The following is a 12,559-nucleotide window of genomic DNA, read 5'->3' on the forward strand; positions in this document are numbered from 1 at the left end:
TAAGATAGCCTCGTCTTTAAATATGCGTACTAAGGTTAATAATATAAATACGACAAATCCAACATAGTATCCTTTTAAAAAACTCGTCCAAAACGGGTGGTCCTTTATATGCCAAGACAAAAACATTCCAATCGCCACCTCCCTAATAAAATCTGTCACTTCTTAAGATCCTTTTATGATTGATTTTTAGTCCATTATAAATATGGAAGAGCCTATACCATGGAGAAAGTTTTTTAAACTATTATCAATCCAAGCTTGGCGTAGAGATTTAGCTTGGGTGCATTTCATCTCGATAAGTACACTACCGAGTACACTGTGACCGCCTAAATAATTAAGACCATTGATGTCAGCTCTACACAGCCGAGCCTTCAAGTCCTCACTAGGGAACCTCTCTTTGCTTGTATAAGAGAGGTTATAGTAAAGAAGACAGAAGTTAAACCGCGACACCAAACAACCCGCCGATAAACGAAGTTGCCAGCATAGCTAGTACACCCCATATTACTACCCGAGCAGTAGCAGGAATGATAGGGGCACCGCCCAAGCGTGCAGATACCACACCAAGTAAAATTAAGCCTACGACAGTCAACGAGGCCAACGACCATACTAATGTCTCTGCTGGCAATAGCAGAATACCCATAACAGGAACGATGGCGCCTACTATGAATGATAGGGCAGAGGCAATAGAGGCTTGAAGTGGCTTGGCGGTACTTATGTCAGTCAAACCAATCTCATCACGCGCATGGGCTTCTAGGGCATCGTGCTCAGTCAAAGCCACGGCAACTTGATGGGCTAAGTCTTGCTCAAGTCCACGCTGCTCATAAATTCTTGTCAGCTCAAGAAGCTCGCGCTCAGAGTTATGTGTTAACTCATGATGCTCTTTTGCCAAGTCCGCTTTTTCAGTATCTGCCTGTGATGACACGGAAATATACTCACCCGCCGCCATTGATAAAGCACCCGCAGTCAATGACGCAAGCCCCGTCAGTAGTAAAGTCTGGCTATTGGCGTTTGCCGCAGCAATACCAACCAATAAACTGGCGGTAGAAATCAATCCATCATTTGCACCGAGAACGGCTGCTCTGAGCCACTGGCTACGGTTGCTTAAATGCACTTCATCATGAATAGAAAGGGACATAAATAACCTCAAAAATAACTAAGCAAAAATAATAAACCAAGGATATAGTATTACAGTTTACCCTGTAAATTGCTCAGAGATTAGCTAACTTGCCTTAACGCATATAAACGATAGGCAATCAGTACAAAGACCACTGTCTGACTACCGGCATAAAACAATAATAGCGCTAGCAGTCGGCTATCAGAGCCCACCATAAACACATGGATGCTAATGCCCATATAAGCTAAAAAGGTTAAAAAATGCAACCATCGCCATGCTGATTGACCCATGTATTTTTTAAGGTAGAAGCTAAACGCGCTGATGAATAGAAACCAAAATCCCAATTGTCCTAATGCGACACCGATACGGTCAGTCTGAAACCCAAGCGGTAATAATACCTGCCAAATATTCAGATTCATATAGTTATCAGCCAATAGAATAACCGCATGAAAAGTAGCAAAACCTACGGCGAGCAAGCTTAAATATTGATGTAATGCAAATACTTTTGCCGCATTAAAATACCGACATAGGCGCGTACTGAGCAACAAACCAAAAACAACTGCCAACCAAAATAAAGCATAGGCAATCACACCACTTGCGCGCGACAGATACCAAAAGTGCTTGTCTGTGGTCATAAGGATTTGCGATAGGCTTTCTCCCCACAACGAAAAGGCATAAACGCCGCCGACTATGCCAGCACTTAAAATAAATACTGTCCATAGCGCCTGAAAGACTTTCTTAGTTAATTTAACTATCAAGGGATTGCTAGAATCAGGGTGAGAGTCAGTATGCATGGCTATTCTCCAATCAAGGTAACAACTTAAGATAGTAAAACCTTAAATAGTAACGACTTAAATATGTTTTATGGATTAAATGGCAATTAAGTTTGGATGAATGACGGGTGAAGCCGTGACCTTATAATCAGTATCGACTAATACGGCGGCAATATGCTGTTCGGACAGCCATTGCAGCGCTTTTTTCGCGCCTAGGATGACACAGTATTTGGCATATACCTCTGCGGTCAGCGTATCATCAGCAAGTATGGTGGCACTTAAAACGTCACTTTTTGCAGGACAAGCATAATAAGGGTGTATCAAGTGATGTTGCCAATGGCCTTTATGCCACCAACGGCGATAGTCTTGACCTGAGGTTGCAACAGCGCCCGCACTGATATGAATAATGGCGATATCTTCTTCATCTTGAACCTGCTGGCTATCAGCAATATAGGGTTTGGCGATAGCAATGGCCCATGTAATAGGTTTGGCAAATTTTTGCTCATTTGGCACACCAATCGCTATGTCGCCTCCCATATCAATTAAACAAGGCAATTGCCAGTCAGAGCGTTGACTGATGTATTCGGCCAATTGCATCGCGCACCATCCTTTGACATAACCATTTAAATCGAGAGCTGTGCCAGTCGGGAGACATACTTTGTGTTGTCCATGAGCTGACGTGCGAAGCTTGATATTTTTTATGGATTGATTGGCAGCGTCGTTTTTAGAAGCATCAGAAGTATCTTGCAAAGTCGGCTGAGCAGTTTGCACAGACGGCGTCGGTTGTTTTGCTAAGGTCTCAAATGAGTGTTTATAGCCAATATCCCACAGGGTGTTTAGTAATGTTGGGGTGACTAAGCCTTGGGTTTTTGGCACAAAAGCAATGGCGCTTTCTAAAACAGCAAACAATTCTGGGCTGATATCTGTCCATTGATTGGTATGACTATTGAGTCTCATCAGCTCGCTGGTGTTATCAAAACGACTGAATATATGCTCCCACTGCAGCAGTTTTTCTTCTACATAAGCTTTAACCAAAGCGACTTTTTGGTCAATTTTTTGGACTATCTCTTGGTCTGTGTTGCCTTGCGTTTGCTGCAAGCTTAATTGCGTAATATTTAGACTGATTTGGACGTGACAACCCATCGCCGGCAACATAAAGGTCGCTAGTTGTGGCGTGCTGCTGTTGGTGTTTGCTTGCATAAGAAGTCCTTAGTTGCACGATTGGTCATCATTTTAAGCCCATCATTTTTTATTTATCGAGAAGAGCGGGTACGAGCGACAACCGCTATCGCTTCAACCGCTGGGCGTTCTACTTCATTCACTTGTCTTAATTGCGTGATATCAACGCCACTTGGGGTTTGAGCCACTATGACGTTAGGGTTTGAGATGCTAGTGCTGACAGGAATAGCGGTGCTGGCAGGTAAACTATCGGCTTCTTGATCAAGTAATATGAGCCAACCTGCCATGGTGCCAACGACCGAGACGATGAGAATGCTATTTTTAAACGTCGCAATAGGATCGGCTTTTTTCAGGTTTTTATGAGTGGCTTTAGTAGCAGGTACTTTAGAATTAATCATCATAGTCATCCTCATCGTTATCATGCTTATAGCTCGTAGCAATCAGACGCTCGCTTTCTTTATCGTATTTATCCTTATGCTTTTTCTTATGGTGTTTCGCATCATCATTGTCGTGGTCTTCGTATTTATCTTCGTCATCGTCATAATCAGAATAGTCGTCATTAACAAAGGCAGCACTGGTGTTAACAGGGTTCAAGATAGAGCCGAGATTGGCATCAATATAAGTGGTGTTGGTATCTAAGCGCACCTCATAGGCGACGGCACCGTTGTAGTTAACCAGCTCTGGAGTCGCTTGTAGGGTTGAATTAGGAAGGTTTTGTTTGGCTAAGGCGATTGCTTGGTCGCTTGTAAGCATCGCAGCCGATAGCGGCTCAATAGCAGTGTTCTGTTTAACAGCAGCAGTCAGCTGATTGGTAATATTTGCCGCTGATAAGACATCAGTAGAATCTGATGATGCTGTCGTTAATGCGATAACACCGCCAAAGAAGACCAGTGAAGAGGCACCGATAGTCAATAACAAGGGTTTTAATAGTGGCAGGCTCATAAGTTGTACTCCGTATGAAATCATGAGGGAATACAAGTAGCATACGCGGTGAAGATTAACTCAAACTTAAGACAAGGCGGCTTTATTTACTGATAGTGACCATAAAGCCGGTTTCTGGAGAAGGGCGGTTGGCAAATGCTAAGTTCAGGTTATGTAGCTCGACAATCCGATTAGCAATAGATAGACCTAAGCCGCTGCCCATTTGGCTTTGACCGGCTGGTCGATAAAAGCGTTCGCTGAGCCGTGCTAACTGCTCAGGCGCGACGCCATTGCCATTATCGAGCACTCGGATAGCATTTATATCTAGCTGTAATTCCACCAAAGCACCTTCTGGGCAATAATGAATGGCATTCTCTAAGAGGTTGCGAATTAATAATTTGAATAAGGTGGGGTTTACTAGAATAGGTAAAATATCGGCAGGATGGTCACACAGCACCGTGCGTTTGAGTTGGATATGCTTTTCCCGTGCTAGCCGATTAACCTCGCTAAGTACTTCGTCGGTTAAAGCCAGCCAATCAGGTTTTTCTAATTGTTCAGCAGGCAGGTGCTGCTGTGGCTCTATTTTTGCTAACGTCAAAAGTTGCTCAACCAAGTGATTGGCGCGCTCAATACCCTCACTGATTTTTTGAGTGTGATAGAACAGTTGGCTATCGTCTTCTATCTCTGACAGTTGCAATAATTGCTGTTGTAATAAATCCGCTTGTAATTTTAAGGCGGCAAGCGGACTTCGTAGCTCATGTGACGCATCAGCCGTAAAGCGTTGCTCACGCGCTAAAGTGTCAGCTACTTTTACAAATAACATGTTTAAGGCGCTGACCAAAGGCTGAATCTCTTTAGGGACATCTGCTGTGATGGGGCTGTCATCTTGTGGCTGACGTTGTTCAAGCTCGGCGCTGACCTCTGTTAAAGGTTTAAAGCCACGGCGAATGAGTAGAACGACGAGACCCATGAACGCCAGTAATCCAACCAGCATAGGCAGTAGCTGCACCGACATAGTCTCAACAATCATTTTCTGGCGAGAATCAAGGTTTTGACCAACCGCAATCACGCGGCTTTCGTGCTTATCAGAATGTTCATCGTGAATATAAAACAAGCGCCATTGATGGTTAAAAGGGTTTAAGCGCTGATAGGCATGATGATGGTCTTCTAAAAAGCCATGTTGATCGGGGAGAAATTTAAATGACTGCCCATTTTCGTCCGCCATGAGCAGCCGACCGTCTTTATTCCAGATGGCAAACCCCATGTAATCATCTTCAGCCTCACCAAGATCACCGGATAGCTGCTTACTTTTTAAGTGATATATTTTGGCAGCGCGTGACTGTTTCTTATGGTCATCGTTACCATTGTCGTCATCGTCGTCATCATGTTCCTCGTCAGCAGATACCCCGATTAAGTAACGGGCGACTTGCGTGATTTGGGTGTCATTCATCTCATTGATTTCATGCCACAGTCGCCAGGCGATAAAGCTGGAGGTGAGTAACCAAAGCAAAGGCAGTCCAATCAATAAGGACGTCAGTAGTCGTTGTTGGATACTTTTCATAGGCTCACAGGGCAAAAGGTGACGGAGGATTTTATGATTTTAAGTTTAAGTTTAAGTTTAAGTTTAAGTTTAAGTTTAAGTTTAAGTTTAAGCTTTTAAATCACTATAGATGATTGTAGGTAGGATTTAAATAATAACCCACCCCACGTTTGGTTAAAATAAAATCATTGCCAAGCTTTTTGCGTAAATGATGAATATGTACTTCAATGGCATTACTTTCTATATCTTGTTGCCATCCATAGAGCTTGTCCTCTAAGCTTGCCCGACTGTGAATCTGCTTAGGATGCGTCAGCATTTGCTCTAGTATTGCCACCTCTTTAATCGTAAGCTCAATAAGATTGCCTTGATGGTAGAGTTGTTGGCTATGAGGCTGATAAGTCACGTTACCGTAGCGAATTTCAGGTTGGCTACGTCCTTGGCTGCGCCGCATCAGTGCTTGCAGACGAGCGATAACTTCATCCAAGGCAAAGGGTTTAATCAAATAGTCATCAGCCCCTGCATTGAGTCCAGCCACGCGATTGGCGATGGCATCGCGAGCAGTGATAATCAATACAGGGGTATCTATCTGTTTGCCGCGCCAGTTTTTTAATACTGTCATACCGTCGCCTTGCGGCAAGCTTAAATCTAACAGAACCGCATCAAACATATTATCTTGTAATGCCAGCTCACCTTGCTTTGCATTATCGAACCAATCGACCATCATGCCATGACTTTTTAAACCCAGAATAATACCGTCGGCGATAGTACTATCGTCTTCTATGAGTAATATACGTGCCATATGCTATGCTCCATCATTTTTCTTATTCTGATTTAGAGGGTTCATCTACTATGGTCTTATTACCAGTAATCATGGCTTTAATCAGATTCTGTCGTTGCCAGTAACTCATGACAAGCGCCGCGATAACGTGTAGAGGAACCAATAGATACAAGCTATTTGCTAATAATTCATGCACCTCTTCAAGAAAATCTTCGTTACCCATCATTCCTGATTCCAACAGATAGCCTGTGATTCCAAGCCCTATAATCGCCGCCCATAATGATAGCATCATAATAGCGGCCAATGGATTATGACCAAGATGCTGTTTATCGGTACGACGGACGCTTAATGCTGATAAATGGCGCTTGATACGTAAAGGAGTAGGAAAGAAACTGCTAAATCGAGCATAGCGTGTGCCTACAAAGCCCCATAATAAACGTATGACAACTAACCCCACGACAGTATAGCCAACGTATGCGTGCAGATCGCTACCGTCCTCTGTAAACAATAGGTTTGCAATAACACCAATAGCGACTGTCCAATGGGTGATTCTGACAAGGATATCCCAAACTCTTACTTGCTTCGTTTTTGACGGTTGTGAAAAGGCTTCACTTGCGTCGTTGGTTATACCACTATGATTGTTTTGGCCCATCATTATACCCCGCTTAATAGTCAGTTTATTTGCTGGCGATAACACGCTATTAAAATAAACGTGTCTATCGCGATGAGGCTAGATTTATTGTAAATAGCCTTTGTTAGCACTATTAAAACAAACCAACCTTAAGCTGAGCTTAGAGGGCAATAAAAATTTGAGTAATAAAAGGGAGTATTTGATGGAGGGTATAAGGAGTAATAGTTTGCGTTGCCAGAATTTATTGATGTTAATTGAATGCGTTTTAAGAAATTATCTTAGTCTGGGAATTAATGAGTAGTAGACCTTTTAAAAAATATGCTGGCAAGCGCACAAGCTATCGTCAATGACAATAGCATCGACACTAAGGTATGACTGAAAAAATGGTCACCAAAGAGCATCTTGTACAGCCCCATTGTCCAGCCTAAAACAGTGACCGCTGCAAATATTTTATAGCGATACTTATGCAGAGTAGGTAAAAATGCTAATCCATATAAAGAAAACCCTGCACTTGCATGCGCGGCTGGGAAGCACTTGGCTGGCGTGTTCGCAACCATATTTTGCCAAAGGTTAAGATAGGGCAGCTCACCACCAAACAGCGTCAAATGATTGGGGCAGCTAACATGGGTGACACCTTTTAATAAGGCAATGCTGGTGGGTACTAAGATAATAATAGTCAGTAGATAACAGATTTCCCGAGCTGATAGGGGAATCATCAATCTATTAGGTTTTACGGTGTTTAGTGACAGGTTTGCATCGACAGGTTGTTTATATCTAATGATTAACACAATCAGTAAATAAATCGCCAATACAATCAACAAAGCTTTGGGTCCATCATAAAAAATAAAGGCATAAGGCTGAGCGCCTTTTTCTAAAAGCCAATGCCCATTTACATAGAAGAGCTCGCTAATACACACATCTAACGCGCTATGCTCAAATGTTAGCGCTGCAATAATGGTTAAACACAGTAGCTTTAACCAGACCCAATTAGCTGAATAGGCTTTCAAAGTACCACACTCATTAACGCCATTGACCATAAGACAAATAACAGCAGTAACGCCAAAAATTGTGCCGCCGAACCGACATCTTTGGCTATTTTAGCTAAGGGATGCTTTGCCGTTGACGTATGGTCGACACTGGCTTCAATACCGGTATTAATAAGCTCGACAATCAAAGATAAAAACGAGGCGATGACTAGCATCATTTTGATACTGGTGCCAAAAGGCATAAATATAATGACAGTGAATAAGATTAGATTGAGCCATAGCACTTGTCTAAACGCTGCTTCAAATTTATAAGCCGCTTTAAATCCATCTAAGGAATACCCTGCGGCGTTAACGATACGAGAAAGCCCCTTTTTACCTTTTGCATGACTGGCAAAGTTATCAGCTACAATGAAAGTATGAGGCATTTCTGAGTTTTTAGAATGGGGGTTTGTTTGATTGTTATTGATATGAATGGGGTTGACTTGGTTCATATTGGATTCTTAATAGTCTGTTAAAATCAGTGCATATGGTAGATTTCGAACCATTTAAAAAGAGTAAATGGAACCAGTGAGCACTGAGTATAAAATAGGGCGTATTAAGAAAGCGTTAAGCTTTATAGACAACTATTGATAATAAATACTAAAGGTGCTGCCGCCTGTAGTATTGGCTTGGTGGGTCAGCTTCCAGCCCATATGCGTCATGATGCGTTGCACAATACTTAGCCCTAAACCTGTACCTTCAATCTTATCCGACTGCTTATCATTATGCGGTAACTCTAAACGCTCAAATCTCTCATATAGCAATGGCATCATGGCTTCAGGAATACCAAGACCTGTATCGGTGACGGTGATTTTTTCAGCATCAATCGTAATCCTTACTTCACCATCATCGGTGTATTGAAAGGCATTTTTTATCAAGTTTCCTAGTGCCATTTTTAGCAGTTCAGGTCGTACGTAGGTGAAATATTCTTGTTCAGCTACGACGGTGCACGTGACTGACTTGTAGCGTAATAAATACTTTAAACGCTCAGCTTCATTAACAGCAATGTTATTGATAGACGTCTGCGGTGTGTCCAGTTTTTCAGGTGCACGAGAGAGTAATAGCAAAGCGGTGATAATCTCAGAGGTCTCTTTGGCGGTATTGCTAATGCGATTGGTAAATTCGCTCAAGTGACTGTCGTCGGCCAATTGTGATGCCAGTACTTCTGATGCGCCCATAATAATGGTCAAGGGCGTGCGCAATTCGTGGCTGACATCACCGGTAAATAATTGCTCACGCTTTAAGTACTGCTCAAGTTTTTGGTTCTTCTCATCAATGGCGCGAGCCAAAACGCCAACCTCTGATGGCAGATGAGTCAGTTGGGTTAAGTTTTGATGATCGGTTTCTACGGCTTGTTTTAAGTCTAATAAAGGCTTGGTAATTTGCCTTGAGGACAGCTGAGAGAATATCGCAGCAATGAGCAGGCTTAAAATAACAGCAACTTTTAAGGCGTTGGCAAATATGTCTTCTAATTGCTCAAATATGGCCAAAACAGGATAGCTTTCCATCACCAACTCACTGTCTTCTAAATAGGTTAAAAGATAGCTGTGATTGTTTTTATGATAGAGAAAAAAATGCAAGTTGGTGTTGATACTGCCTGCTTCGGTATCTACAGTGACCAGCGTTTCTTGCACCGTATCAGTTGCCAAGGCTTTTAGATTAGCAGGTGCACTATCATAGTCATAGATTTTGATACCGGGATTGGCAATATAAACCGGCTGCTCACCTTCCTTCTCCTCACTGAGTGCCAATTGTTGAATCAAGCGCGCTTTGACCAACTCTTGCTCAAGCTTCATTTCAGCATACATAAAAATACTGACGAAAGTGGCGCAAAGCAACAAGGCAAACAGAAAGTAGGAGATGCGAAATTTATTGGCGATGGAGTCGATGCTAAACATTGTCTTTACTAACATGGTATTTACTTCTTAATGACAAGCAGTAGGTAGAACGAGATGAAAGAGTAGCAAGAGCAATCAGAATAGCGTTGAGTCGCTTAATATTATCAATCTTACGATCGTCTTTTATTCTTTGTCCGGATCAATAATTTGATAACCAATCCCAGGCACAGTCACTATCATCGTTTTATCAAACGGTTTGTCGACTTGTGCGCGTACGCTATGCACATGGGTTCGCAGCGCATCGCTACTTGGAATATCCTCACCCCATACTTTTTCTTCTAACTCGTTTTTGCTGACCACTCGCGGCGCCGCGCTCATCAGTATTTGTAATATCTTAAATCCAGTTGGCGTCAGTTTTATAGGTTTGCCCTCACGAACAATCGTGTGTACTTCCGTATTTAAAGACAGTTTGCCGACTGTGATACTGTGCTCAAAGTGACTGTCTTGATGGCGGCGTATCAGGGCTTTTATGCGTGATTCCAATTCAACCAATGAGAAGGGTTTGACCAGATAGTCATCCGCGCCACTATCGAAGCCTGCCACTTTATCCGAAATAGTATCGCGAGCGGTCAGCATCAATACGGGGGTTTTATCATGCAGCTCCTCTCTGAGCTTTTTACACAGTTTGGTACCATCCATACCCGGTAGCATGACGTCCAATAAGATAACGTCATAACGGTTATTCGAGGCGAGCGTCAAACCACTAATGCCGTTATGAGCATTGTCCAGCTCAAAGCCCTTGGGCTCAAAAAAAGCGTAAATATTGGCGACAATATCAGGATTGTCTTCAATAACGAGTATCTTGTACATACATGTCTCGTGCATAAATGCCAACAGGGCGCTAAGAAAATAGGTTTAAAAGTCTTAAAAAATCCTAAAAAGGTCTAATTGGTAGCCTTAAAAAAAGTCGGTGCGGCAGCTACCTCATCGGTCGTGATACCAAAAAAGCCAAGTAAGGTGGGGGTAATAAAATCATGGGATACGGGCTGCTTAATCATGTTAGCAAGACTGCTTTTATTGCTGCTAGTGCTATCGATGCCATTACTCGCAGGTGACCAGACAATCACCGGCACTTGCTTTTGAGCATTTGGCGCCATACTGTACGGCAAGCCATGCAAGTAGATATTGTTTTCACCCAAACTTTCTCCATGATCGCTGATGTATACCATCACCACATCATAATCCTGCTCATAAGCTTTTAGCGTATTGATAACGTTATTCAAGAAGTAATCAGTATAACGAATCGCATTATCATAGCCATTGATAATCGACTGACCATCACATTTAGACAGCTCATTGGTCATACAAACGGGTTTAAAAACTTCAAAGGTTTTAGGATAGCGTTTGTAATACTCAGGACCGTGATTACCCATTTGATGCAATACGATAAGTGTATCTTTTGGCACTGTATTCGAATTTACTGTATCGGGCTTTACTGGTGATGCCTCTGATTTTACCAGTTTATCAAAGCCATTAAGCATGCCAATATCACGGCATTCGCCATCACAATCAGGGTTAAGTTTAGGCGTTTTATAGTCCTCAAAAGTCACCCTATCGGCGACGCCTTTAGAGCTAGAGTTGTTGTCGCGCCAAATAACGTTGACGCCTTGTTTATGCAAGGTGTCAAGCACGTTTTCATTATAGTCTGCACTACTGGCATCGTAATCTTTTCTATTAGCATAGCTGAACATGCAAGGAACCGAATAAGCGGTAGAGGTGCCGCAAGAGGTTGCATGCTTAAAGCTATAAATATCTGGCTGGCTAGCCAATAGCGGCATAGTCTCGCGCTGATAACCGTTTAAGCCAATATGGTCAGCGCGAACCGTTTCACCAACGACAAAGACCATCAATTTAGGTTTTGCCGTAGCTGTACTATTGCTAGCGACGGGCATGGTGCGTTTGGCATCTGTTGCATGCAGGATTAAGGTGTCAGGACGTCGCAATTCATCGACGTAATCAGTGCCAAGTTTGACCACAGAATAAATAGGGGTAATAGGATTGGTATAACTACGCACCACTTTATGTTGGCGAAAAAAGGTGGCGTATTGGTCGCCAAAGGGTAGTAGGCAGATGGCTATTAATAGGATAGAGAGTATCAAAGTAAGCGCTCGTTGCCATAATGCGCGGCGTAAAGGCGTACGCTTGATACGAATGTTAGCAATGATAATAGCTGGCAATACTCCTAATAAAAGAACGCGTACAAAAAAACTCGGTGCCATCAAGCCCATCGCTTCTGCTTGGTCGGTCTGCATGCTATTGACCAGCATACTATGATCAAATATCGTTCCATAGCCATCGGTAAAATAACCACATATTGCAGCTATTAATACCATCGCAATCAGCACTAACTTTGCGATTGGCCGATAACACAATAGTTGCAGCACTAGCCATATCAATCCAAACAGTAAGCCTGTGATAGAAATCATAAAGCCAATATTACTGCTAAAAGGATAAATGCTTAACACTTGCTGAAAAAAGCTCATATTGGCAGTAGCCACCAAATATAGCGCAACGATAATAATCAGATAATTAAGATGAATCTCACGATTTAAGTATCTGCTAATGACGCTTTTTTTGGTATCAGCTTTAGTGGCATTGGTGCTAAGTGCTTGAAGTGTCAACATACACAGACTTCTCAACAGAGTTATAGGGAATATATATTCCTTACATTAACAACTAGCTTGTTAAGAAGACGTTAAGGTG

Annotated in this window: 13 protein-coding genes; all 13 read right to left on the minus strand. The window is 42.5% G+C overall.

The genetic code is table 11. The features are described 5' to 3' along the window. Positions 1-433 precede the first annotated feature (433 nt). The 13 genes from PG901_RS01435 to PG901_RS01495 all read right to left on the minus strand — a co-directional run bounded on the left by PG901_RS01435 (position 434) and on the right by PG901_RS01495 (position 12,480). The gene (locus PG901_RS01435; RefSeq protein ID WP_201565597.1) at positions 434-1,132 is read right to left on the minus strand and encodes a VIT1/CCC1 transporter family protein; all 699 of its coding nucleotides are present in this window, start codon (positions 1,130-1,132) and stop codon (positions 434-436) included. Positions 1,133-1,212: 80 nt separating this feature from the next. Further along, positions 1,213-1,905, minus strand: coding sequence for a ferric reductase-like protein (locus PG901_RS01440; protein WP_201626075.1), 693 nt, complete (start codon positions 1,903-1,905; stop codon positions 1,213-1,215). Between the two features lie 75 nt (positions 1,906-1,980). Next, positions 1,981-3,084: an FAD:protein FMN transferase gene (locus PG901_RS01445; protein WP_271133216.1), complete on the minus strand. Its 1,104-nt coding sequence runs from the start codon at positions 3,082-3,084 to the stop codon at positions 1,981-1,983. A 53-nt stretch (positions 3,085-3,137) separates the two neighbouring features. Beyond that, on the minus strand, positions 3,138-3,464 hold the full coding sequence (locus PG901_RS01450; protein WP_227673624.1) for a hypothetical protein: 327 nt from the start codon (positions 3,462-3,464) through the stop codon (positions 3,138-3,140). Next, the gene (locus PG901_RS01455) at positions 3,454-4,005 is read right to left on the minus strand and encodes a PepSY domain-containing protein (protein ID WP_271133217.1); all 552 of its coding nucleotides are present in this window, start codon (positions 4,003-4,005) and stop codon (positions 3,454-3,456) included. The genes PG901_RS01450 and PG901_RS01455 overlap by 11 nt, the downstream gene beginning before the upstream one ends. A gap of 82 nt (positions 4,006-4,087) precedes the next feature. Further along, complete coding sequence (locus tag PG901_RS01460) at positions 4,088-5,545, minus strand: ATP-binding protein (protein ID WP_271133218.1); 1,458 nt, start codon at positions 5,543-5,545, stop codon at positions 4,088-4,090. A 103-nt stretch (positions 5,546-5,648) separates the two neighbouring features. After that, a complete protein-coding gene (locus PG901_RS01465; protein ID WP_201565587.1) occupies positions 5,649-6,323 on the minus strand; it encodes a response regulator in 675 nt (224 codons plus the stop codon). Positions 6,324-6,345: 22 nt separating this feature from the next. Further along, positions 6,346-6,957 (minus strand): cytochrome b/b6 domain-containing protein, encoded by a 612-nt coding sequence (locus PG901_RS01470; RefSeq protein ID WP_271133219.1) that lies wholly within the window; start codon positions 6,955-6,957, stop codon positions 6,346-6,348. A gap of 266 nt (positions 6,958-7,223) precedes the next feature. Continuing rightward, positions 7,224-7,940, minus strand: a complete 717-nt coding sequence (locus PG901_RS01475; protein ID WP_271133220.1) for a PAP2 family lipid A phosphatase — start codon at positions 7,938-7,940, stop codon at positions 7,224-7,226. After that, the gene (locus tag PG901_RS01480) at positions 7,937-8,344 is read right to left on the minus strand and encodes a diacylglycerol kinase (RefSeq protein WP_201565625.1); all 408 of its coding nucleotides are present in this window, start codon (positions 8,342-8,344) and stop codon (positions 7,937-7,939) included. Before PG901_RS01480 ends, PG901_RS01475 begins: the two co-directional genes overlap by 4 nt. 198 nt (positions 8,345-8,542) lie before the next feature. Continuing rightward, positions 8,543-9,856, minus strand: coding sequence for a sensor histidine kinase (locus PG901_RS01485; protein WP_271133377.1), 1,314 nt, complete (start codon positions 9,854-9,856; stop codon positions 8,543-8,545). Between the two features lie 123 nt (positions 9,857-9,979). Continuing rightward, positions 9,980-10,666: a response regulator transcription factor gene (locus PG901_RS01490; RefSeq protein WP_271133221.1), complete on the minus strand. Its 687-nt coding sequence runs from the start codon at positions 10,664-10,666 to the stop codon at positions 9,980-9,982. A 74-nt stretch (positions 10,667-10,740) separates the two neighbouring features. Next, on the minus strand, positions 10,741-12,480 hold the full coding sequence (locus PG901_RS01495) for a phosphoethanolamine transferase (protein ID WP_271133222.1): 1,740 nt from the start codon (positions 12,478-12,480) through the stop codon (positions 10,741-10,743). Positions 12,481-12,559 lie beyond the last annotated feature (79 nt).

This window comes from Psychrobacter sp. ANT_H3, from assembly GCF_027919975.1.
Taxonomy (GTDB): Bacteria; Pseudomonadota; Gammaproteobacteria; order Pseudomonadales; family Moraxellaceae; genus Psychrobacter; species Psychrobacter maritimus.

Coding starts and splice junctions, on each gene's coding strand:
- PG901_RS01435 (WP_201565597.1), bottom strand. CDS start 1,132: ATGTCCCTTTCTATTCATGATGAAGTGCATTTAAGCAACCGTAGCCAG.
- PG901_RS01465 (WP_201565587.1), bottom strand. CDS start 6,323: ATGGCACGTATATTACTCATAGAAGACGATAGTACTATCGCCGACGGT.
- PG901_RS01460 (WP_271133218.1), bottom strand. CDS start 5,545: ATGAAAAGTATCCAACAACGACTACTGACGTCCTTATTGATTGGACTG.
- PG901_RS01485 (WP_271133377.1), bottom strand. CDS start 9,856: ATGTTTAGCATCGACTCCATCGCCAATAAATTTCGCATCTCCTACTTT.
- PG901_RS01445 (WP_271133216.1), bottom strand. CDS start 3,084: ATGCAAGCAAACACCAACAGCAGCACGCCACAACTAGCGACCTTTATG.
- PG901_RS01480 (WP_201565625.1), bottom strand. CDS start 8,344: ATGCCTCATACTTTCATTGTAGCTGATAACTTTGCCAGTCATGCAAAA.
- PG901_RS01440 (WP_201626075.1), bottom strand. CDS start 1,905: ATGCATACTGACTCTCACCCTGATTCTAGCAATCCCTTGATAGTTAAA.
- PG901_RS01495 (WP_271133222.1), bottom strand. CDS start 12,480: ATGTTGACACTTCAAGCACTTAGCACCAATGCCACTAAAGCTGATACC.
- PG901_RS01470 (WP_271133219.1), bottom strand. CDS start 6,957: ATGATGGGCCAAAACAATCATAGTGGTATAACCAACGACGCAAGTGAA.
- PG901_RS01450 (WP_227673624.1), bottom strand. CDS start 3,464: ATGATGATTAATTCTAAAGTACCTGCTACTAAAGCCACTCATAAAAAC.
- PG901_RS01490 (WP_271133221.1), bottom strand. CDS start 10,666: ATGTACAAGATACTCGTTATTGAAGACAATCCTGATATTGTCGCCAAT.
- PG901_RS01455 (WP_271133217.1), bottom strand. CDS start 4,005: ATGAGCCTGCCACTATTAAAACCCTTGTTATTGACTATCGGTGCCTCT.